This window comes from Nonomuraea sp. B208 (assembly GCF_057536035.1).
This window is the reverse complement of record NZ_BAAJOU010000007.1, coordinates 1-23,082: the sequence shown is the minus strand read 5'-3', so window position 1 is coordinate 23,082 and position 23,082 is coordinate 1. Positions and strand designations below refer to the sequence as shown.

General features: G+C 67.0%; 15 protein-coding genes and 1 pseudogene. 6 read left to right on the top strand and 10 right to left on the bottom strand.

All coding sequences use genetic code 11. The features are described 5' to 3' along the window. Positions 1 to 557: 557 nt before the first annotated feature. The 4 genes from AC27IY_RS03400 to AC27IY_RS03385 form a co-directional block, all read right to left on the bottom strand. The gene (locus tag AC27IY_RS03400) at positions 558 to 1,043 is read right to left on the bottom strand and encodes a GntR family transcriptional regulator (protein ID WP_344205038.1); all 486 of its coding nucleotides are present in this window, start codon (positions 1,041 to 1,043) and stop codon (positions 558 to 560) included. 41 nt (positions 1,044 to 1,084) lie between these two features. Further along, on the bottom strand, positions 1,085 to 1,561 hold the full coding sequence (locus tag AC27IY_RS03395) for a GntR family transcriptional regulator (protein WP_344205036.1): 477 nt from the start codon (positions 1,559 to 1,561) through the stop codon (positions 1,085 to 1,087). A gap of 1,592 nt (positions 1,562 to 3,153) precedes the next feature. Further along, entirely contained in the window at positions 3,154 to 3,810 is a 657-nt protein-coding gene (gene radC / locus AC27IY_RS03390; protein ID WP_364450901.1) for a RadC family protein, read from the bottom strand. 926 nt (positions 3,811 to 4,736) lie between these two features. Next, positions 4,737 to 5,453, bottom strand: a complete 717-nt coding sequence (locus AC27IY_RS03385) for a GntR family transcriptional regulator (protein ID WP_344205032.1) — start codon at positions 5,451 to 5,453, stop codon at positions 4,737 to 4,739. 1,778 nt (positions 5,454 to 7,231) lie between these two features. On the opposite strand from AC27IY_RS03385, the gene dapA reads away from it, so the two are divergent. Further along, complete coding sequence (dapA, locus tag AC27IY_RS03380; RefSeq protein ID WP_344205030.1) at positions 7,232 to 8,149, top strand: 4-hydroxy-tetrahydrodipicolinate synthase; 918 nt, start codon at positions 7,232 to 7,234, stop codon at positions 8,147 to 8,149. A gap of 54 nt (positions 8,150 to 8,203) precedes the next feature. Next, the gene (locus tag AC27IY_RS03375; RefSeq protein WP_364450909.1) at positions 8,204 to 9,889 is read left to right on the top strand and encodes a ribonuclease J; all 1,686 of its coding nucleotides are present in this window, start codon (positions 8,204 to 8,206) and stop codon (positions 9,887 to 9,889) included. 844 nt (positions 9,890 to 10,733) lie between these two features. On the opposite strand, the gene AC27IY_RS03370 is transcribed toward AC27IY_RS03375, so the two are convergent. From AC27IY_RS03370 to AC27IY_RS03360, 3 genes and pseudogenes are all read right to left on the bottom strand, one after another. Beyond that, entirely contained in the window at positions 10,734 to 11,510 is a 777-nt protein-coding gene (locus AC27IY_RS03370; RefSeq protein ID WP_423473673.1) for an ABC-2 transporter permease, read from the bottom strand. 606 nt (positions 11,511 to 12,116) lie between these two features. Next, the gene (locus AC27IY_RS03365; protein WP_487177091.1) at positions 12,117 to 12,281 is read right to left on the bottom strand and encodes a hypothetical protein; all 165 of its coding nucleotides are present in this window, start codon (positions 12,279 to 12,281) and stop codon (positions 12,117 to 12,119) included. A gap of 144 nt (positions 12,282 to 12,425) precedes the next feature. Continuing rightward, positions 12,426 to 13,079 (bottom strand): annotated as a pseudogene (locus tag AC27IY_RS03360) (ABC transporter ATP-binding protein); the annotation flags it as partial. 113 nt (positions 13,080 to 13,192) lie between these two features. Between AC27IY_RS03360 and AC27IY_RS03355 the strand changes: the two are divergent. Together AC27IY_RS03355 and AC27IY_RS03350 are read left to right on the top strand one after the other, a co-directional pair. Beyond that, complete coding sequence (locus tag AC27IY_RS03355; protein ID WP_487177090.1) at positions 13,193 to 15,007, top strand: sensor histidine kinase; 1,815 nt, start codon at positions 13,193 to 13,195, stop codon at positions 15,005 to 15,007. Then, entirely contained in the window at positions 15,004 to 15,645 is a 642-nt protein-coding gene (locus AC27IY_RS03350) for a response regulator (RefSeq protein WP_364450921.1), read from the top strand. Before AC27IY_RS03355 ends, AC27IY_RS03350 begins: the two co-directional genes overlap by 4 nt. Before the next feature lie 236 nt (positions 15,646 to 15,881). Here AC27IY_RS03350 and AC27IY_RS03345 read toward each other — a convergent pair whose 3' ends face one another. Next, entirely contained in the window at positions 15,882 to 16,196 is a 315-nt protein-coding gene (locus AC27IY_RS03345; protein ID WP_344205020.1) for a hypothetical protein, read from the bottom strand. Positions 16,197 to 16,899: 703 nt separating this feature from the next. Between AC27IY_RS03345 and AC27IY_RS03340 the strand changes: the two genes are divergently transcribed. Then, positions 16,900 to 17,373: a TspO/MBR family protein gene (locus AC27IY_RS03340; RefSeq protein ID WP_344205019.1), complete on the top strand. Its 474-nt coding sequence runs from the start codon at positions 16,900 to 16,902 to the stop codon at positions 17,371 to 17,373. A 544-nt stretch (positions 17,374 to 17,917) separates the two neighbouring features. Here AC27IY_RS03340 and AC27IY_RS03335 read toward each other — a convergent pair. Then, positions 17,918 to 19,045, bottom strand: coding sequence for a hypothetical protein (locus AC27IY_RS03335; RefSeq protein WP_487177089.1), 1,128 nt, complete (start codon positions 19,043 to 19,045; stop codon positions 17,918 to 17,920). 671 nt (positions 19,046 to 19,716) lie between these two features. Beyond that, entirely contained in the window at positions 19,717 to 20,973 is a 1,257-nt protein-coding gene (locus AC27IY_RS03330) for a glucarate dehydratase family protein (protein ID WP_487177088.1), read from the bottom strand. Positions 20,974 to 21,078: 105 nt separating this feature from the next. Here AC27IY_RS03330 and AC27IY_RS03325 point away from each other — a divergent pair, with 105 nt between their 5' ends. Beyond that, entirely contained in the window at positions 21,079 to 22,554 is a 1,476-nt protein-coding gene (locus tag AC27IY_RS03325; RefSeq protein ID WP_487177087.1) for an aldehyde dehydrogenase (NADP(+)), read from the top strand. Positions 22,555 to 23,082: the final 528 nt, after the last annotated feature.

The following is a 23,082-nucleotide window of genomic DNA, read 5'->3' as shown; positions in this document are numbered from 1 at the left end:
ACCCGTCACGGCGTCCACCGATCCGTCACGACGTCCACCGACCCGCCCTGTGTCTCCGACCCGGCGTGTGTCTCCGACCCGGCGTGTGTCTCCGACCCGCCCTGTGTCTCCGACCCCTCCGACCCGCCGTGTGTCCCCGACCCGCCCTGCGTCCACCACTTTGTCCTGCGTCCCTCGACCTCAACTCGCCCCATAAACTCCTAGGCCAGCCCGCAGTCTCTCGAAGGGCGCACTCTCGAAGGAGCAACTCCCGCGAGAAGCGCACTCTCCGGAGGAGCGCGCTGCCCGCAGGTTGCAGCCGATCCCCGACAAGCGAGAACCAGACGAGAAGAGCCGAGCGCCCGATCGCCGCCCCGCCCCAACCCGCCGCACGATGCCTTCTTCGGCCGACGAAGCGGCCGTTGAACAAGACCTGACAGACAGGCACTCCCGAAGTCCGCGCTCGACGACGTTCGCCGAGCGAGCCTCAGCCCTGGTGCCCGGTCGTCAAGCCGACCCCTGCGGCGCCACCGAGCCCGACCGACGACTGTCAGCGCTAGACGACCACTGCTAGACGATCAGCGCCATTCGACCGGCCACTCCTCCCGAGCCGACACGAAGGTCCCGTGCTGCGGCACCGTGAACACCCAGCCACACTCCCGCAGCCGTGCCACAGCCTTGCGCGCCGTGACCTTGGCAACCCCATGCCGCCGCATCAACGACTCCTCGCTCGGAATCGCCCGGTGGGGCCGCAGCTCACCCCGCCGAATGCGAAGCACGATCTCGTCCGCGATCCGCACGTAGATGGCCCTCGAACGCTTCCGCAACGGCACCCCGGGCGGCCCCACGAACGTGCCCTCTCCCCGAACGGTGTGGACCAGCCGGCGCCTGCGAAGCTCCCGCGCCACGTTGCGAGCGGTGGTGCGCGCGATCTCGAACTCCACCTCCATGGCAGCCTCACTCGGCACGGCGTCGCCATGCGTCAGCTCACCGCTGGCGATCCATTCCTCGATGATCTCGGCGACCTGGATGTAGAGCGGGACAGGCCCGTCGCGGTCGAGCACGTTCCCAGCGTAGACGTCTCGATACAAGCAGTTGAGTGAGATCAAGCCTGGGGCCACGACTCTTTCGGTGAGACATAACTGCCACGCTGCGCAACGGTGTAAATCCAGCCCTGCTCTCGCAGGAGCGCCATGGCCCGTCGCACAGTCTCACGAGCAACGCCGTACTGGCTCACCAAGGCAGCCTCGCCCGGGATGGGACGCCGTGGGCTGAACTCACCTGACTTGATCTGTTCCGCGATGTCCGAGGCGATCTGCTGGTACAGCGGTACTTTTCGCTTCTTGCGAGGAGCTTCGTCGGGTGTGCCGACGAACGCCCCTTCGCCCTGAACGGTATAGACAAGACCCTCTTCGCGCAGAACGTGAATCGCCCGCCTGGCCGTGGTCCTCGCCACGCCGAACTCCTGCTGGATGTCGGCCTCGCTGGGCACCGGATGTCCGGAGGAGAGCCCGGCAACGCGCCGCCGGATGATGTCGGCGATCTGGAGGTAGATGTGGGTGTCGCCGTCGTAGTCGAGCACACAGGAAACATAGGCGAAGAGGTACAAGACCTGGCATATCATGCTGTCCGTTTAGACAGATGCTCCTTACTGCTTCCATGAGAAGATACAACTAGACGTACTATTTGGTCATGACCGAGCTCGCCCTCGCGCCGCGAGTCACCTGTCTCGCCGCTCATGTCCCTCGCCCCCACCCCGGCCACGCCGCTCTGCATTGGGCACCCCCTCGTCCACTCACGGGACGTGTACGCGTGCGCGACTACACGTGTACCTGCCAGCTCGTCTCCTACGAGCTCTGCCAAGCCGGCGGCCTCTTCTTCATCCGCAGAACGCGCAGAGGCGGCGGAAGCACCCTGATCGATGAGAGCCCTCGATTCAGACCTGCCGCCGTAAAGACGATATGGATGCGGCTTCTGCACGGCGGAATGACCTAACTTATCCCCGCATCAAACTTAAAAATCCGCCCCCGACACCAGATCATTGTGTATCAACTGACACCTTTGGCACCGAAAACCTTTTGCCCCGAGAACCTTTGTGTCGAAATCTATGCGTCGACCTTTGCCTCGACCTCTCGCGCCACCTCGGCATCTTCCGCCACCTCGGCATCTTGCGTCGGCATCATCTACGCCCGAATCGAGATGACCCCCGCCGTTCGGAACCACTTAAGTGCGCACCCTGCACCCTGTGAACCGCTATGCCCGTGAAGAACCCGGGCCTCCCGAACGGCCCAAGGTCCCTGCCTGACTGAACTTCTGGGTCATCTCGAACGGAATCCCCGCTTCCCGGCTCGCCTGCCGCCGCCGAGCCGGGTCTGACACGACATCCGTATCAGGGATATCAAGGTGCTCAGGATGTCGTGTTCCACGGCCGCGGGTACGACCGCGCCCGTTGAGCGGACAGGTGAACTCCGCTCACCTGTCCCGTACACGGCAGGTGTTCCCTCTGCACCGCACCTGCCGTCGGCCGTGTCCACGACCACGAGACCGGGCACCGCCTGGAAAAGTATCTCAACGTTCGGTGGAGCTTCGTCGACGCTACTCGCGATCACGTCCTCCCCTCAAAGGGACGTCACCAAGAGCAAGCCGCCACGAGATTCCACCCGGTGCAGGTCCGACAGCACCGGCCCCGGCTGACTGGCGAGGACCGACGCCGCCGAGGTGAATATCGCCCTATCGGAGGCTGGGATCGTACTGAATTCTTTGCTGCCGGCACTGACGAAAGAGGCCTGCCGGCACTGGCCGGTAGGTGTTGGCAGAGGGCCCGTATTCCAAGCCGAAGCCGCGGACCCGGAATACGGGCACCTCTGCCGGGCGCGCGTGAAGACGCCACCTTCACGCGCTGCGCGCCTTCGCGCCGCAACCCCAGGCGGAACGCCCCGGTCAGAAAACCATCGACGCGACCGAGAACGCTTCGCCTGAGATCGGCGCGGAAGCATGGATATGACCCTCGCCCCAGGAGGCGGAGGACCACACCCACGACGAGCACTGGCCGGCTGACGTCCATAACGGCCTACCCGCGGCATTAGATTCTCATGGGCCGAGCTTGGGCAACGGCTGTTCGACGCTATACACAAGATGATTCCCTTTGGCGCGCGGTGGGTGAGTGGACGGCATTTACGTTGGGATTCGCCGCCAAGCGGTGTCCGTGATGATCAGGTGGTCGAGCAGCCGCAATCCGACTGTTTCGGCAGCCTCGACGAGGCGGGCGGTCGCTTCCAGATCGGCGCTGCTCGGATCCAGGGAGCCGCTTGGATGGTTGTGCGCGAGGCCGAACATCGCGCCGCCCGTGGTGAGCACCTCAATGATCATCTCGCGAACCGGCATCGCCGTGTGATCGGCGCCGCCTTCGGTGACGACGGACCGTTTCAGCACCCGTCCGCCCGTATCACACACGACCATGACCAGGCGTTCCTGTGTGTGTCCGCGGAGGAGAGGGGCGCAATGGCCGGCCAACTCGGTGGTGCTGGTGATGCGTTCGCGCTCGGGCTCGGCCTCGGCCCGCCGGGCGAGGTGGAAGGCAGCCGCGACTCTCGCCGCCTTGGCGGGGCCGATGCCCGGTACGGTGAGCAGCCGATGCGGGTCGGAACGGCCCAGTCTGTCGAGGTCTCCGCAGTGATCGATGACTTGTGAGGCCAGATCCAGGGCACTGGAGCCGCGGAACCCCGAGCCGAGGAGCACGGCCAGCAGCTCCCGGTCCGCCAGGGCATTCGCACCCCTGGACATAAGGCGTTCGCGGGGCCGGTCTTGCTTGGACAAGTCTTTGAGACGCATCGGCAACCTCCGCGACTGTTCTATCAACGACCGCCGACAATTCCCGGTCTGCTTCTGCTAGCCGTTGATCGCCTACAGGAGAGATATCGGGTAAAGCGGCTAAATGCCGGCTGGCTTCGCAACGAGCACACAACGCTTACTTCCGAGACATAGATGATTGCTGCTGGTGTGCCTTCTCAAGACGCATTTATCGCCATTTTTCCGCGAGGTGGCCCGAATGCCCACGGTTTGGGTGATCTCGTCTACGGTGGGGAGCCCGAAGTTGTGTTGCTCGGATCAGAACGACCCGAGCGTTGTACAGCAGCACGCCCTCTCATCCCGGAGGGCGCTGGTCACGATGGACGTGCGCAGAAACGGTCGCGCATGGGCGGAGGCTCACGACAAGACGACAGTCGACCGAGAGCCGATGCCTCAACCGGAAGTCTCACTGCTGTCTCAACACTGCCGGGTTTCCCTGCGGACAGGCACTCGCCACCCGACCGTCCGCCTCGATCAGGTCACGCAACTCGCGCAGCCGGACAGACGGACCTCTTGCTGCCCCCCGTACCCGAGCTCTGGTCGCGGGCGGAGGGTGTGACCGCAGCCAGCTTCAACTCCGTGACCTGCCGCTCACGGAGGCACCGCGACGCGACCTCGCGCCGCGGAACCCCTGGCGATCGCATGGGCGCCCCTCCCGCCGGCGCGGCAATCAACCGTCTACAGCGGAAGCTGAGACCCGCGGGCATGTCGCGCCGCCGACACTCGCTGACGAAGAGCGTCCTCGGCGCTGCGACATCACAGGCGACGAATAGGCGGGGTGGGGGTGATGACTGCCTTGCTCGCCTTGGGCTTCGACGTACTGATGCGGAGTATGGATGGTGGAAGGCTCCGGGCGAGGAAATGGTGGGGCTCGCCCGGAGCCTTTCCAGGGGTCGGCTGAGCAGCTCCTACGCAGGCATGCTGTACGTGACCCGGAACCGGTCCCCGGGAATGACGATGTCGCTCGTCTCAACGGGACGATCGCCCGCCCAATGCGTACGCTCCACGTGCAGCACGTGCACCCCCGCCGACAGGTCAAGCGCGTCGCTCTCGGCTGGGCGGGGAACGCGGGTGCTGACGCTCTCGACGACCTCGGTGACCTTGATGCCGTGTGCGTACAGCCTTGCGAACAGGCTGCGCCGCTCCTCCTCGGTATGCGGCGCGAAGTCCATCGGTTCGTACGAGGTGGCGATTTGGAGCGGTCTGCCGTCGCCGCGGAAGACATAGTGCGTCTTGGTCAGCGTCGTGGTCTCCCTGATGCGGAGGCGGCGAGCGATCTCGGGCCCCGCCTCGGCCGGCTCGCTGTGCCATTCCCAGGTCACGCGTCTGCCCTGAGACTGCAGATCGGCCGCTATCGGGGCCGGATGGTCGAGGTAACGCCAACGGTGGAGAGGAGTCAGAACGGGGCGTTCCCTGACGTAATGGCCAGAGCCGACGCGGCCGATGATGAGACCCTCGCTCGCGAGCACACGCAGCGCATGACGAGCGGCTGTCTCGCCCACCCCGTATTTGCGGGTCAACTGCGCCCGCGACGGAATGGGCGCACCGGGGGGAAGGGTGCCGTCGGTGATCTGTCGCCGAATGTCTTCGACGACACGCAGGTAGACCGGATCTGAGGTGGCCACTAGTCCATCCCTGGGGGGTTCGTGTGAGGCGATGCCCCATGTTGCCGTATTCGGCAGGTAACCGACCGTCATCGAAGGCTGCTGGAGCCCCAACTTTGCGATGGCGGAAAATTATCGAAGAAACTCTGTAACGCAGCCGTAAGGGCTCCCGATTCCCCGGTAGAGGTCGTCGATGTGTGTACCCCCGAGCACATATCGGCGGCCTCTTCCATTGCTCGTCCTGTGTGGCTGATCGACGCAACCTGCTGTGACCTCGTGGAACGCGACGACTACCTGCTCAACGACCGGCCCGGCAACCGTCTGCGCGGAACGGCCCGCGGTAATGTTCTGGTCCCGACATGTCCTCCTCGTTCGTATGAAGAGGGGAAGCGTTCGACTCGATCTCATGGTCGAGAGAGCATTGCCTGAGAAGCCTGATTCGTCCTTGTTTGCTCCAACTGCACCTATATGACTCTCCGTGAAGTCCGGGCCGGTAACGCTCAGCCTGCGCAACGTCCTTCCTGGTGCCTGTGATGCCGAGGAGGGACTGTCCGCATCGGACATCCATCTGTATAGACGGTGCAAGCCGGACGAGACGTAAGCCAGGATCGGGGTGTTTCAGGCCGGCATCCGAGGCGCCCTTCGGGATTTCGGGGCGGGGTCGGAGGGGGAGCTGAGCCGGGGCATTGAGGAGGCCCGCGAGGCTGGTCTGTGGCCTCTCCACGGGACGCACAGGCGGCTGATGCCGACGGGCGGCCTGCACGGCCCGTTAAAGGGTCGGAGATGCGAGGCCAGGACATGAGACCTGCTCTCTTCGTGGAGGGGCGATCGAAGGGGCGCGGAACAGGCTTGTCCTGGGACTCGCGCAACACCAACACCGTCGCCCGGCCCGCGCGGTACCCCAGCCCCGGCGCGGTGCAGCCCGGCCGACCCCGGCTCGGCCCAGCACGGTACAGTCCGGCACGGCGCGGTGCAGCACGGCCGACCCCGGCTCATTTCGGCCCAGCCGGCTCCACCCGGTACATCCCGGCCTAGCTCGGTAGAGTCCGGCACGGCACGGCACGGCACGGCGCGGTGCAGGCCCGGCCCAAACGGGGCGCAGCCCCGGCCCGGTCAGTGCGGCCCGGTCCGCCAGCCCGACAGCAGCGCAGCGCGATCGGCCCGTCCCGGCGCGCTGCAGCCCGGCCCAGATGGGGTGCGGCCCAGCCCAGCTCAACCCTGCCCAGCCCAGCCCGACCGTGGCTCCTCGACCACGGCCCGGCCCGACCGTGGCTCCTCGACCACGGCCCAGCCCGACCGTGGCTCCTCGACCACGGCCCAGCCCGACCGTGGCTCCTCGACCACGGCCCAGCCCGACCATGGCCCCCGACCACGGCCCAGCCCGACCGCGCGCAGCCCGGCCAAGGCCCAGCCCGACCGCGCGCAGGCTGGCCCGGCCCACCAGGGCCCGGCGCGACGACGGCGCAGAGCGGTCCGGCGCGGCCCGATGCGGCCCGATGCAGTGCAATGCGGCCCCGGGAAGGTGCGACCCGCCGCCGGCGCACCTCTATGAGGGGGCGGCCGAAGTCCGGCGCTACGGCAACCCTTGGACCGACCGGTTGGGATAGTGGATCGACCTGTTGGGGTAGCCCGGTTCGTACGGAGTCAGGAGCGGATTGCCCGAGCCGGGTGGTTTGTGAGCCGAGCCTCGGGGGAGCGTCCGCTGAAATGCCCGCGAAAGCGGGCAAAAAGCGGTTCCAGGCAGGCAAAGCGGGGTGGCGGCGTCCAATGGATTTCCGAATCCAGGTAGCGTTCGCACTATGGCATCGCCAACTGGAACCACCGATGCGCCCTTCGGCCGCATGCTGACCGCCATGGTCACGCCGTTCACCGCGGACGGCGAAGTCGATTACGGTGCTGTGCGTCGGCTCGCCACCTACCTGGTGGACGAGCAGCGCAACGACGGTTTGATCGTCAACGGGACGACCGGGGAATCCCCCACCACCTCGGACGAGGAGAAGCAGCGCATCGTCAGCGCCGTCCTCGACGCGGTCGGCGACCGCGCGGCCGTGGTGGCGGGAGCGGGCACGAACGACACCCGCCACAGCGTCGAGCTTGCCAAACAGGCAGCCCGCGCCGGTGCGCACGGGTTGCTCGTGGTGACGCCTTACTACAACAAGCCTCCGCAGGAAGGGCTCTACCGGCACTTCACCGCCGTCGCCGACGCGACCGACCTTCCCGTGATGCTCTATGACATCCCGGGCCGCAGCGGTGTGCCGATCAAGACGGAGACGCTCATCCGGCTCGCGCAACACGAGCGCATCGTGGCCGTGAAGGACGCCAAGGGCGACCTGTTCGCCGCCAGCCAGGTGATGACGGCGACCGATCTCGCCTTCTACTCCGGCGACGATCTGCTCAACCTCGCCTGGCTCTCGCTCGGCGCTGCCGGGTTCGTCAGCGTGGTGGGACACGTGGTGGGTGCCGAGCTGGCACGGATGATCCGCCTGCACAAGAGCGGTGACATCACGGGGGCTCTGGCCGTTCACACCCAGGTCGCGCCCGTGGTGGACGGCATTATGCTGCGCGCGGGTGGCGCGATCATGGCAAAGGCGGCACTGAGCATGGTCGGCGTGCCGGTGGGCCCGGTACGGCTGCCGCTCGTGGACGCCACAGAACAGCAAATCGCCGAGCTGCGTGCTTGCCTGGTGGCCGGCGGGGTGAAGTTGACAGACGTATAGGAACGGGGAGGAACTGGCAGTTTTGTACAGACCATTTGATAGTGGGGGCCATGCATGAGCCATCCGCATCCTGAGCTTGGCCCCCCGCCGGCGCTGCCTGAAGGCGGCCTGCGCATCGTCGCGCTCGGCGGGCTGGGAGAGATCGGCCGCAACATGGCCGTATTCGAATACGACGGCCGCCTGCTGATCGTCGACTGCGGGGTCTTGTTCCCCGAACCCGACCAGCCGGGCGTCGACCTCATCCTGCCCGACTTCGAGTACATCAGGGACCGCCTCGACGACATCGAGGCCATGGTGCTGACACACGCCCACGAGGACCACATCGGGGCGGTGCCGTACCTGTTGCGTGAACGACGCAACATCCCTCTGATCGGTTCCAAGCTCACTCTGGCCCTGATCGAGGCCAAACTCAGCGAGCACCGGATCCAGCCGAACAAGCTGGAGGTCGTCGAAGGCGAACGGCACGTCTTCGGGCCGTTCGACTGCGAGTTCCTCGCGGTCAACCATTCGATCCCGGACGCACTGGCCGTGGCGATCAGGACACCGGCCGGCATCGTCCTGCACACCGGCGACTTCCGCATGGACCAGCTGCCGAGCGATGGCCGGCTCACCGACCTCGGCGGCTTCGCCAGGCTCGGCAGCGAGGGCGTCGACCTGCTGATGTCCGACTCCACCAACGCCGAGGTGCCCGGATTCGTCACGAGTGAGCGAGAGATCGCGCCGGTCATCGACGAGGTGATTCGCACCTCCGAGCAACGAGTCATCGTCGCCAGCTTCGCCTCTCACGTGCACCGCATCCAGCAGGTCATGGACGCCGCCGCAAAGCACGGCCGCAAGGTCGCCCTGGTCGGCCGATCCATGGTGCGCAACATGGGCGTGGCCCGCGATCTCGGCTACCTCAAGGTGCCACCGGAGCTGATCGTCGACTCCCGGGACATCGAGGAGTGGCCGCCGCAGGACGTGGTGCTCATCTGCACCGGTTCGCAGGGCGAGCCCATGGCGGCGTTGTCGCGGATGGCCAATCGCGATCACCCGATCCGCATCGCCCAGGGTGACACCGTGCTGCTGGCCTCCTCGCTCGTGCCCGGGAACGAGACAGCGGTCAACAAGGTGATCAACGGGCTGACCAGGTGGGGCGCCCGGGTCATTCACAAGGGCAACGCGAAGGTGCACGTCTCCGGCCATGCGGCCGCCGGCGAGCTCCTGTACGTGCTGAACCTGACCCGCCCCTCGAACTTCATGCCCGTGCACGGGGAGTGGCGCCACCTGCGCGCTCACGCCAAGCTGGCCGCCCTCACCGGCGTTCCCGACGACCACATCGTCATCGCCGAGGACGGGGTCGTGGTCGACCTGGTCGACGGCAGGGCGAGGATCGCCGGCGCGGTGCATGCCGGCTACGTGTACGTGGACGGCACCTCCGTGGGAGAGATCACCGACACCTCGCTCAAGGACCGCAGGATTCTCGGCGACGAGGGATTTATCTCCGTGGTCGTGGTCGTCGACTCGGCCACCGGCAAACTCACCGCCGGCCCCGAGATCCACGCTCGCGGCTCGGGTATTGATCCTGCGCAGTTCGACGAGTTCATCCCGCAGATCGAGCGGGCGCTCGAGGAGAAGGCCGCCGATGGCGTGGTGGACATGCAGGAGATCCGCCGCGTGGTCCGGCGTACGGTGGGACGCTGGGTGAGCGACACCTACCGGCGCCGACCGATGATCATTCCTGTGGTGGTCGAAGTCTGACCACCCTGGCGGTACGGCAGACGTCACTCTCGTCTGCCGTACCGAGGTCATCCGCCTTCGTCGCACTGACCGGACACTCGTCCACCGCACTGACGCCACTCGATTCTGTCGCAGCGACGACCTACGCCTCTGTCGTACGGACGTCACTCGCTCTTGCCGTACCGAGGGCAGGCCTTCGCCGCCATCCAGTGCTGATGGAGGTGTGCCGTCAAGGCCGGCGGACGACACAGCGGCTCTGCCACAGTTGGTCACGGCTGTGCAGGCATCGTGGGCGACCGTACCTGAGGCCCCATCACCTGCGGTGGGCAGCGCAGTTCTGCTGCCTGGGGCCGACGGCGCGGTACTGCTTACCGCGGGCAATGCCCTCGCGCTGCTGTTCGTGAGCAGCGACAGGTTTTCATCCCGGTACGAGAGCGCCGGCCGAACCTCAGTGTGCTGAACCCTCCTCCGTCGCTCATGCTGTCGTGATCGCCGAGGCCTTTGCCGAACCCTGCGGGGACGCCACCGCGGCTGCGGCTGTCGGAGAACCAGCGAAACGACGCCTTGGCCAGGGGCCTGGATACGTCCGAGAGGTGGCTTCCGCCAGGCGCAAGCTGTCCACAGCAATCCCAGGAGACGCCGAAGGCCGCGCCAAACGCCCTGAACGCAGCGGTGCGCGGTTCCGGGTAGGGAGGACGGCCCCGCGCTCGCTGCCGGCTCTGGACGGCGGCGCGCGCCCGCTTCCCGGGGCATGTGGCTGGGAAGCGGGTACGGCCGCGAGGATGGTGGGTGCATGCAAAACCTCCCTTCGACGTCACCTCAGACGTTCGCTTCGATATCCCGCGAAGAGGCGCCCCGGCCCAGGTCAGACGTCCCTCCGGCGAATCGCCCAAGTGGCGGCGAGGAGGGGCAGGACCGCATAGGCGAGCAGGACTGTGGTGGCGGTCGCGGGTGACAGGAGAGAGCCGAACACCGAGGAGGCATTGCCGTCGCCGGTGATCTGCCGGGGGAGAGCGCCGATCATGACCGAACCGAGCCGTTCACTCCATGGCTCGGGGATGTTGCCGATGATCATCGGGATCACGTAGACGAGGCCGACGATGACCGCGATCGATCCGGCGGTGGAGCGGAGCAGAGCGCCCAGACCGAGCCCGAGCAGTGCGAACACCGGAACCGTGAGGCTGAGAACGGCCAGGATGGGCATCCTGTCCACGAACGGGCCGGCGTACGCACCGGAGAATCGGTCGCCGAGCACCGCCCGGGACACGGCGTAAGTGCCGAAGACAGCGATCGGACCGATGATCAGGCCCACTGTGCCGACGGTGGCCGCTTTGGCACCGAGAACCGGCCAACGCCGAGGGACGACCGCGAGGCTCGTTCTGATGAGCCCCGTCGCGTACTCGGAGGTCACGGCCAACGCACCCAGGATGCCCAGGCACAGTTGAGGCACGATCACCAGGACTTCTTCAAGATCTGCGATGCGTGCGTCCGGGCGCTTGTCCACTGGCGCGCTGTCGTACATCCCTGCGGCCATCACGGCGAGCGCGAGGCCCAGGAGGATGGTCCCCAGGCTCATGCCGAGGATCACGTAGGTGGAGCGGACTGAGCGGACTTTCAACCATTCGGCGGAAAGGACACTCATGACGCCGCTCCCTGGCAGGCGGTGAGACGGGTGCGGTGCTCAAAGCCGTGTGCGGCTGTACAGGGGGCCGAGCGGCGGTCTTTCGCGGGGATCATGAGTTTCTTCTCCTGAAACAGGTGATGGCCGACGGGAAGGGCGACGTCGGGATAGGCGATGAGGACGGCGAGGGCGGCCCACGGCGGGAGGAAGCCGCCGCCGAAGCGGATCGAGAGGCGTTCGCCGGCCAGTTGCGGGATGAGGCTGGGCAGCAGGAATGTGGCGACGCGGGTGTTCCAGGGCGAGGGAAGGAAGCCACGATGCCAGGAGGACGAGGAACACCGCCGCGACGGAGGCGACGACGTCTGCCTTCGACCTCAGGGCAGTGCCGATGGCCAGCTCGGTGAGGGCCGGGGCGGTGACCGACATCCCCGATGCCAGCAGCATCAGAAGATCGTCGGAGTGGAGGCCGAGTTGAACACGAGGTAGCGCCGGTCCGCGATCACCAGTTCAGCGCATGGATCCTCAGGAGGGCCACGCTCGCCGACACGAAGCTCCCCAGACCGGCGAGAGCGTTGTTGGTCAGGAATGACCTAGTGCCGTGCGGAACTGTGCCGGGGATTGTGCGGATCATGTCAGCGCGTACTCGCTGGGCACGGCCAGCATGCCCAGGACCGCCAGGCTGATCTGGATGCGTGACAGGAGGCCCTCTTCCGGGTTCGGGGGCGTGCAGAACCCAGGGTGGTCGGCCAGGTTGCTGAGGTGCAACGTCCACGCCGGGCCCAGAACCACCATGAGGACCGCCGTGCCTAGGACCTGACAGAGGGAAAGGCAGTGGACGCGGCTTGAGCCGCTCGGCGGAGAGGGCGGCCCTCATCTGGCTGCTCCGTACTGGATGCTGTCGGCCGTCAGGGCCATGTAGGCGTCCTCCAGGGACGGATAGCGACTGGTCAGGTCGGCGACCGTGGCCTCGGTGATGAGCCGGCCTCGGCCGATGATGACGATGCGTTCGGCGGTGAGGGCCATCTCGCTCATCAGATGGCTGGACAGCAGGATCGTCCGGCCCTCGGCGGCCAGGGAACGCATGAGGTCGCGGATCCAGCGCACACCGTCAGGGTCGAGGCCGTTGACCGGCTCGTCGAACATCAGCACACCGGGATCCCCCAGCAGCGCGGCGGCGATGCCCAGCCGTTGCTTCATCCCGAGGGAGAAACCGGCCACGCGTTTTCGCGCCACACCAGCCAGGCCTACCTCCTCCAATACATGGGCTACACGCCTCGGGGCGATGTCGTTGGTGCGGGCCAGGGCGAGCAGGTGGTTGTAGGCACTGCGGCCACCCTGCACCGCGCCGGCGTCCAGCAGAGCGCCGACCTCGTGCATAGGCTTGCGCAACGAGGTGTAGCGGTGGCCGTTGATCAGCGCCTCCCCGGAAGTGGGGGCGTCCAGGCCCAATATCAGGCGCATCGTCGTCGACTTGCCTGCGCCGTTGGGGCCCAGAAAACCGGTCACATGGCCGGGCTCGACGTTGAAGGTCAGGTTGTCGACGGCGAGAGTGCCGCCATAACGCTTGGTGAGGTGCTGAAGCTCGATCACGGCGTGAAGCTTGCCGGACGGCGGGCGGCAAGCGCGTCGGACCACGGTCCGAACTTCAAGGTCAGACCCCGGGTTGATGTGCGCACGCCGCCGCAGCGGCTACGGTTCCTCGCGTGGACGAGAACCCCGACAGGGTGAGCAGCAAGGACCGCGGCCCCTTCTTCGCCAGAGCCCTGGGGCGCGGGCAGTTGGTCATGCTCGACCTGGTGGCGGGGATCGTCATCGCCTTCGTGTTCCTCACGTCCGCGGCCGCTGCGGCGCACCTTCCACCGTGGGCGAAGGTCGCACTGCCGCTCGGGCTCGGGTTGCCCTTGGCGTTGCGGAGGGTGTGGCCCATGCCTGTCTTCCTGTTCACGCTGGCGCTCGCGGTCGTAGCTCAGATCACGGGCGCCGTCACGTTCTCCTACTTCGCACCCGCGTACGCGCTCTACGTGGTCGCGCTGAATGAGCGAGCCGGCAGCCTGGTGCCGGTCTCGGCCATCGGGTCGCTGAGTCTGTTCACCGTCGCGGGGTTGGTGGTGGCGGGTACGCCGCAGACCGTCCCCTCATGGGTCGTGAACCTCGACGAGCCGTTGATGGGCATCGCGGCGCTAGGCGGCGCCTGGACGATCGGCAGAGCCGTGTACGAGCGCCGACTGTACGCGGCGCGCAATGCCGAGCGATTGGCTGCGCAGGCGGTGACACAGGAAAGGCTGCGCATTGCCCGAGAACTTCACGACGTCGTCACGCACAACGTGGGCTTGATCGCGGTCAAGGCCGGAGTGGCGAATCACGTGATCGCGACCAGGCCGGAGGAAGCGCGGGACGCCTTGCGCGTGATCGAGACCGCGAGCCGCGGCGCCTTGATCGAGATGCGGCACTTGCTCGGGATGTTGCGATCGACTTCTGATGCGGCGGATCGAACCCCGGCCCCAGGGCTTGCTGGGCTGGACGGTCTTGTCCGACAAGCTCGGTCCGCAGGAATTGAGGTGCAGTTCGAGGCGCGCTTCCACGCTGCCACGGGGAAGAGGGGCGTGATCGGAAGCCCGAGCGAAGACCAGGACGATTCGGATGGACAGCACGTCGGTGGCGATGGGCTTGTCGGTCGAGATGCTTCAGGTCGAGGTGCTGCCGGTCGAGATGACGATGACCGGGGCGTCGAGCGGCCCAACGGCATCGATGGCGTCGACCGTGGCGGTGCGCGGCGTAATGGCGCGGGCCGTCGTAATGGCGCGGGCCGTAACGGCATGAGCGGTGCCACGGCTGGTGGCTCTGTGACTGATGACAGTACGGCTCGTGGCGCTGGTGGAGACGGCGCTTCAGGTGACGGTGGAGGGGCCGAGGGTGTACGGGTCAACGGTGCACCAGCTGGACCCGCGGCTTCCGGACCCGCGGCTTCCGGACCCGCGGCTTTTGGACCCAGGGCTTCTGGACCCAGGGCTTCTGGACCCACGGGTTCCGGACCCACGGGTTCCGGACCCACGGCTTTCGGTACCACGGCTTCTGACACCGCCGCCCTAGGCGCTGGTGCTGATGGCGTAGCTGGTAGTGGTGTTGTGTCTGGCGGCGAGGGCGTTGGTGACCACGGAGTTGGTGGCGGGGGCATTGGTGGCACTACCGCGGCCGCCGGGTCTTCGGTAGCGCGATTGCCTGAAGGGGTCGAGCTGGCTGTGTACCGGATCGTGCAGGAGGCGCTTACCAACGTGATCAAGCATGCCGCGCCGGCACGGTGCCGGGTCTCCGTTCTGGGTGATGGAAGGGACGTGAGGATCGAAGTCGTCGATGACGGACCGGGCAGGAGAACGCTGCCCTCTGCAGGGGCCGGTCATGGGCTGATCGGTATGCGAGAGCGGGTGATGATGTACGGCGGCGCCTTTGAGGCCGGAGGTCTGCCTGGACGAGGATTTCGGGTATTCGCACGCTTGCCGTACGGGGAGGAGGTCACGTGATTCGAGTGGTCATTGCCGACGACCAGGCCTTGCTCCGGGGCAGCTTCAAGGTGCTGGTCGACTCCGAGCCGGACCTCGCTGTGGTCGGAGAGGCGGCCACCGGGGCGGAGGCGGTCGCGGTAGCCCTGAGGCAGAAGCCAGACGTGGTGCTGATGGATGTACGAATGCCGGAGATGGACGGGATTGAGGCCACGCGGCAGGTCAGAGATGTCTCTCGGGTTCTGGTTGTGACCATGTTCGACTTGGATGCGTATGTTTACGATGCTTTGCGCGCAGGGGCGAGCGGGTTCTTGCTCAAGGACACACCTCCCGCCGAGCTGCTGGCTGCCATTCGAATTGTGGCCGGCGGAGAAGCGCTGCTGGCTCCCACGGTCACGCGGCGGTTGATTGAGCAGTTCGCTCGTAGTCCGGTGTTTCCCCAGGTGAAAGGGCTGGATGGGGTCACGGAGCGGGAGCGCGAGGTGCTCCTGCTGATCGCGCGTGGATTGTCGAACGGGGAGATCGCTCTGCATCTGCAAGTGAGCTTGGCGACGGTGAAGACGCACATCACCCGGCTGCTGGCCAAGTTGGAGGCTCGGGATCGGGCGCAATTGGTGATTGCTGCCTACGAGAGTGGGTTGGTCTCTGCCGCGCTATGAGCGGCAGAGGGGTGACGTTGTTAGGGCATGCCGATAGCAAGGCAAGTCTGTCGTAGTAGTCCGGATGCGGCTTGCGGGACCGGTATATCGGTAGTGCTTGGCTGTCGCTGGTATGACCAGGCGTTGGAGTAGTTCGTCGGACTGGCGGCTTTGCGACTTTAGAGCCCTCTATTGATGTATTGGGTGATGGCGCTTTGAGTATGTGCCCCCGATGGGGTCGGGGGCACTGATTTCGGTTAGGATTCGCCGTTTTCCAACAGGCGGTCGAGCCGGATGCCCAGGTCGATCATCTCGCAACGGAGTGAGTCGAGGGCTCGCACGAGGTCGGAGTGCGAAGTTTTGAGATAGTCGTTGAGCTGGCAGCGAACGCCGGCCACCTCGTCGCCCCACGCTGCGAAATCTTCGGCTACGTCGGCTCGGAGTTCGGCGATGTCCGTTCGGAGGGCGGTGATGATACTCACGGTTGCCGTGCGGTCAGTGTCGGCGATCATGCACGCCTCCAGAGCCTCGACACGCAGTTTCAGACCGAGGATCTCCGTCTGCACGTCCACGCATTCCTACCTTTGCGGTAGTCGGGAGAGACGTCGGCCTCTCATGGCCGGGTCTCGCTTGCTGTTATCCATGGTCGCAAGCAGTTGGGGGTGCTGTGGCACGAGCGGTCGGCAGCGGGAGTGGGTTTGTACTTCTGCGTGTTGAGCCGTTCATCCCGGAGCCCCAGCATGTCCGATTTGGCCGGAGTTTCGGGGGGAAGAAAACTGCCCCTGAGGACAGCTGAGTCGTGGCCGTTTTGCCTGTTATGTGTGGAGTGTGAGTATAGGGGTGTGGTGGAAGCGTTCGCCGGGGTTGGCTGCGGATGTGGGAGATGGGGGCCGGGCCGGTGCGAGGGGTTCCGGTAGGGGCGGTTGCCGTCCTGGCGGAGATTGCATCGCTTCTTGATGGAATCTGTGTCTAACGGTTTCAATGATCGATAGCGACGCTAGTTCCCGTGATGGCTCTTGGTGCGTTTGTATACTGGTTCGGGCTGCTGTGGCTGGCTGGTATTCTTGACGCAGAATCGAGTGGTGCCGAAAGGACTCGGAGAATTATCAGTGGGGCCTGATATTTTCCCGGCTTGGCGTAGAGCATAGTCGCAGATAATACGGTTAAGTTCGGCGGTTCTGATGACTGTGGTCACATGTCGGTTGGATCTGGCCATATCCGGTCGATTTGGGTGATGCTGCTTAGTCTGATCCGTGTGGGGCAGGGGCGACTGCTATGGCGATGACGATGAAGAAGGCTCTGCTGCGGACTGGTGTGGCCAGCGCTGTGACAGCGGTCGTGGGATCAATCGGAACGAATCCTCGTACTCGTTGGTATCGGCGGCTGCGGAAGCCTGGCTGGCAGCCACCGGCGCAGGCGTTCCCACTGGTGTGGACGCCGCTCTATGCGCTCATCGCGTTCGGGGGCGCGCGGGCGCTGTCTCAGGGGGACGGGCAGCAGCAGAAGGCGGTCGAGCGGGCTCTGGCTGGAAATTTGGCACTCAACGCGACGTGGTCTGCGATCTTCTTCCGGGCGCGTTCGCCTCGGTGGGCGTTGGCCGAGATAGCGGCGCTCAACGTCTCTAACGTCGTGCTCGTCCGGCAGGCTATGAAGGTCGATCGCGTGGCAGGGATTGTCCTGTTGCCTTATGCGGTGTGGACTCTGTTCGCGACGGCTCTCAACGCTTCCATCGTTCGGCGTAATCGCTGAGTGCTGGTGATGGAGCTGGTGGTCTGACTCGTGCAGGTGCGGCGGGCGGGTTGTCGAAAGCGCCGAGACGGTTGTTGGGGGCCTCGTGTGCGCTGGCGGTGGGATGCCTGCGGGACCGGGCGATTCAGCTAATGTCGGCATCGGGGCTGAGTTCACCTGGGGGGAGCTGACCTGGAGGTGAAGTCGGCTGGGTCTACACAGCCCCGCGGGAATCGGCCTCGCCAGTGGGAACCCGGCCTCGCCAGTGGGAACCCGGCCTCGTCAGTGGGCATCGGGCTCGCAGTGGGCATCGGGCTCTGAGGGGTTGCAGGGCTTGAGGGGTTGCAGGGCTTGAGGGGACAGGGCCTTGTACGGGGGTGCCGGGTTGGGCGGCGGATATGCGGCCCGGTGAGTCGCTTTCTGATCTGATGGGCTGTCGCTGGCGCAGGGCTGTTCTTTGGTGCACATGGGGCCGACTGAAGTCGATGTTCCGGTCTGCCTTTCGGCTGGTGGTGTGGTTGTGGTGTGTCTAGGGGAGTGGCGTCTGGGTACACGGGGGTTTGGGCTAGGTGAGTTGGCGTAGGGCCTCGGTTAGGGCTGCCAGGCGGGTGGGGGAGGCCAAACCTGCGTGGTACAGGTGGAAGTCGGTGGCGCCGGCCTTGGCGTATGTTCTGATGTGGTCGGCCAGGATCGATGCGTCCGCTGGGCGTGGGGGGAGCGCGAGGACGTAGGCGCCTACGCGCTGGGTGGGCGTGGTCAGGGTGGTCAGGTGAGTCAGGCGGGGCGCGTCCTGGCTGGGATCGCCCCAGCAACTGGCTACCAGGACGTCGGCGGCGGGGTCGCCTGACGGGAGAGCGGCGAAGGCGCCGGTTGCCCAGGGGTCCGGGTTGGCGTGCAGGGCGATGGGGATGTTCGGGGCGAGTTCGCGGATGGTCGTCAGGAGGCGGCGGCGCAGGGTTGCGGAGAGAGCGACGCGGGTGGTGCGTACTTCGTCGGCGAGGGGACCGAGGGCTTCTTCCACGGTGAGGAAGTCGGAGGTTGGGAGAGTGCGGTCGAGGACTGCGCGGACTCTCGCTTCGGTGGGCTCCGGGTAACGAGGGGCGCAGGATGTGCAGAAGCAGAGGGAGAGCAGGTCGGAGTCCACGGCGGTCCAGTCGGCGCCGGACGTCTTTTCGTGGACGCTCAGGTGGCTGAAGCCCATCGGGCCACAGGCTTCCAGGATGAAACCGTCAGGCGCGGCGAGTGTGAGGATCTCCCTGACGAGGTGGTCGCAGTAGTCGAGGACGTCTTCGTGGGCGGGGCACAGCGCGTACGGGTACGGGTCGCCGAAGGCGTTCCGGACGATCAGGTCGGGGTTCGCGGCGCCTAGTTGGGAGTTGTGGGTCAGGACCGTCCAGGCGTGAACCTGGAGGCCGACCGCTTTGAGGGCGTTCCTCGCCTGCAGGAAGGCGTCGGCCGGTGTCCAGGTCGGGGACGCCGGGCGTAGGCGGGACCAGGCGGACGGGCGTACCGGGAGGTAGAAGGCGGGATACGGGGCGTCCAGGACGCGGTGTGACGGGTGGTACGGAGTGGCGGCCCGGGTCGAGTGGTAGCTGGCGGCCAGGGCGATCGCGTCCACACCGAGCGCGGCGAGGCGGTCGGGTGCGGACGGGTCGCCGACCACGTCCCAGGGGTAGACATATGCGATGTTCATGGGACCCACTCGGCTCCTGACGGATGAGGCGGCTACTGCTGTTGTTGCGTGGTTACTACTTGGCTTTGGCTGGCTTGGTCTTGAGGGGACGGCCCGGCCCAGGTAGGGCGTTGTGCGGTGCGGCGTTCTGGGTGGTTGTGCACGGCCCTGGTGGGCGGCTGCGTGGGGGTGGTGTGTTGGGAGGGTGTGCGGGGCGGCGTGCTGATCGGTTGTGGGGACGGTGTTTAGGGCGATTGTGCATGCCTTGATGGGCGGCTGTGCGGGCGGTGTGCCGGGAGGTCGTGCTGGGCGGTTGTGGGGGCAGTCGTTGGGCCGCTCTTACTAGGCAGCGCGATGGGCGGCTGTGTTGAGGGGTGGGTGGTGGCCTGGTGGTCGGGGCGCTGCTGTTGAAGCGGTCGTGCGACTGCCTTGGTGGGGCGGTCGTTATCGGTTGATGGTGGTGACGACTGTGGTGGCTGTCTCCTGGTGGTGCTGCCGGTTTCGGGCGCAGGATCGCCGGTCGGTCGGGGCTGCTGTGGCGGGCAGCTTTGATGCGGCGGTTGTTTGGGCTGGGCTGGATGAGTGGAAACGGCGGTGGGGAGGGGCGTTCCGGGCGGGCGGTTTGACAGTTAGAGGTGGGGGAGGGGGGTGGGGAGGAGCAGCGGGGCGGGAGTTGAGTGGGAGGGTGGGGGCTACCAGCGGGGGCGGGTGGCGGAGAAGGTTGGGTCGAAGCGTTGCATGTACGTCGTGTCGTCCCGTGCCACGATTCCGCACTTCTCGTACTGCTCGTGCATGCGGGCCAGTGCGTCCCGGTCGAGTTCCACGCCCAGGCCAGGGGCGGTGGGGACGGGGACGGCGCCGTCGGTGAAGCGGAGTGCGCCGGGGGCGATCACGTCCTGGCCGTCCTGCCAGGGGGTGTGGGTGTCGCAGGCGAACGTGAGGTTCGGCGTGGCGGCGGCGAGGTGGGTCATGGCGGCCAGGCTGATGCCGAGGTGGGAGTTGGAATGCATGGACAGCGACAGGCCGAACGTCGCGCACAGGCTGGCCACGTGGGAGGAGCGGACGAGGCCGCCCCAGTAGTGGTGGTCCAGCAGGAGTACGCCGATCGCGCCGGCGGCGATCGCGGGGGGCAGGTGGTCGGGGGTGACCACGCACATGTTCGTGGCGAGGGGCATGGGGACGGAGGCGGCGACCTCGGCCATGCCGGAGATGTCGGGAGTGGGATCCTCCAGGTACTGGAGCAGGCCGTCGAGTTCGCGGCCGACGCGGATGGAGGTCGCGACGCTCCAGGCGGCGTTGGGGTCAAGGCGGAGCGGCACGCCGGGGAACGCCTCGTGCAGGGCTCTGATTGCGGCGATCTCCTCGTCCGGCGGGTAGACGCCGCCCTTGAGCTTGATCGACTTGAAGCCGTACTCCTTGATGAGGAGGGCGGCCTGCTCGACGATGCCCGCCGGGTCCAGCGCGGCGCCGAAGCGGTCCGGCTGGTCGCCGGGGTGGCCGGCCCACTTGTAGAACAGGTAGGCGCTGTACTCGACGGCGTCGCGGACGCGGCCGCCGAGCAGGTCGACGACGGGCACCCCGGCCGCCTTGCCGCGAATGTCCAGGCAGGCCACCTCGAAGGCGGCGAAGACCCGGTCGACGCTCTTCTCCTTGGTCGCGACGCCGGTCAGGCCGTGCAGGTCGGTGACCACGTCGCCGACGGTGGCGGCCACGCGGGCGTACATTTCGTTCGTGGCGTGGACGTCCAGCCCGACCAGGGCCTGCGCGCACTCGCGCACCTTGCCGAGGTGGCCGAGGTCGCCGTAGGTCTCGCCCAGCCCGGTCAGTCCCTCGTCCGTGACGACCTCGACAATGGTACGGAGGGCCCATGGTTCGTGGACTCCGGCGGCGTTGAGGAGGGGTGGATCCCGGAATGCGACTGGGGTGACGTGGATCTCCCTGATAATCATCTCGACCGCCGTCCATATATGTGAACAAGAGACAGATTTGTGGACAAGTATCCAGAACTGTAAGAATCGGGCTGAAGAAGTGTCAAGACTCCGAAGGGCCATTCGATGATCTACGGACACGACCCCAGGACCGGCCAGACCGTGGGCGACGCCCTGCCAGAGACCGACACCGCCGGGGTCGACCTGGTCGTTTCCGCCGCGGCGGCCGCCGGGCAGGCCTGGCGGGCCACGCCGGCGGCCGAGCGGGCGCAGGCGCTGGAGGCCGTCGCCGACGCCCTCGCCGCGCACGTGGACGAGCTGTGGCAGCTCGCCGACCAGGAGACCGCCCTCGGCGAGGTACGCCTGCGCGGCGAGGTCGCGCGGACGGCGGGGCAGTTCCGGCTCTTCGCCGAGGTGATCAGGGATGGCGGTTACCTGGAGGCGATCATCGATCACGCCGACGCCTCCCTGACCCCGCCGCGGCCCGACATACGGCGGATGAAGCACGCGCTGCCGGGCGTGGTGGCGGTGTTCGCGGCGAGCAACTTCCCGTTCGCGTTCTCGGTGGCCGGGGGCGACACCGCCTCGGCGCTGGCGGCCGGATGCGCGGTGGTCGTCAAGGCGCACCCGGGGCACCCCAACACCTCGGAGCGGGTGGCGAAGATCGTACGGGAGGCGCTGCCGTACCCGGATCTGCTGGGGCTGGTCCAGGGCATGGGGGCCGGGGCGGACCTGGTCCAGCATCCGCTGGTGGTGGCGGCCGGGTTCACCGGGTCGGTGGCCGGGGGCAAGGCGATCCAGCAGCTGATCGACGAACGGGAGACGCCGATCCCGTTCTACGGTGAGCTCGGGAGCGTCAACCCGGTGGTCGTGCTGCCGTCCGCGCCCGTGGACAAGGTGGCGGCCGGGTTCGCGGGGTCGCTGACGCTGGGGGTCGGGCAGTTCTGTACGAACCCGGGGCTGATGTTCGTGCCCGAGGGCGACGAGCTGCGCAAGGCGCTCGTGGAGGCGGTCGAGGGGACGAGCGGCGGGCCGATGCTCGCCGAGCGGATCAGGGACGGTTACCTGGGCGGCGTCCAACGGCTCGGCGAGCTGCAGCTGCTGGCCGAGGGCAAGGCCGGGGAGGGGAGCTGGGCCGTGACGCCGAAGGTGTTCACCGCTGACCTGGCCACCTTCGCGGAGAAGCTGCCGGAGATCGGGGAGGAGTGCTTCGGGCCGGCGTCGATCGTGGTGACGTACCGCGAGGTGGGGGAGTTGCGGGCGGTGCTGGAGCGGCTGGACGGGTCGCTCACGGCCACCGTCCACGGGACCGATCCGGACGAGGCCGGCGAGGTCGTCGAGGTGCTCGGGCGCAAGGCGGGGCGGCTCATCTGGAACGGCTGGCCGACGGGGGTCGCGGTGTGCTGGGCGATGCACCATGGCGGGCCCTGGCCGTCGGCCACCACGGCGTCCACCTCGGTCGGGGCTACGGCGATCGAGCGGTGGCTGGCGCCGACGGCGTACCAGGACTGGCCGGAGGGGTTGCTGCCGGATGAGTTGAAGGATGGCAACCCGCTCGGGATTCCGCGGCGGGTGGATGGGCGGTTGCAGCTCGGCGGCTGACGGCCGGCAACTGCGCGCTGATGGCTGACGGCGCGCTCATGGCTGTTGGCTTAGGTGGTGCCCGGCCCACGCTGGCTCGTGGCTCGTGGTTCGTGGCCGGTGTCGCGCGGCTCGTGGCTCGTGGCTCATGGCTGGTGGCCGGCGGCTGTTGATTCGGGCCCGTGGTGCACGGCTCAGGCCTGAGGGCTGGTGCCATGTGGCTGGTGTCGCGTGGCCGGTGTCGCGCTGGCGTCGCGTGGCCGGTGTCGCGCTGGCGTCGCGTGGCCGGTGTCGCGTGGCCGGTGTCGCGTGGCCGGCGCGCGGCACCTGTCAGCTGACTGGTGCCGACCGGCTCCTGACGGATGACTGGTGTCGGGTGGTTCGTGCCGCAGGGTAGGGGCTCATGGCCCACGGCTCATGGTCCACGGCTCCTGGGGCGGGGCGTGGTGAAGGGCCATGGGTGAGGGCGGTGGCTGATCGCCGGTGGCTGGTGGGACGCGGCTGGTGGTGACAGGGCGGCGGTGGTTGGAAGGGGTGCTGGGGGAAACG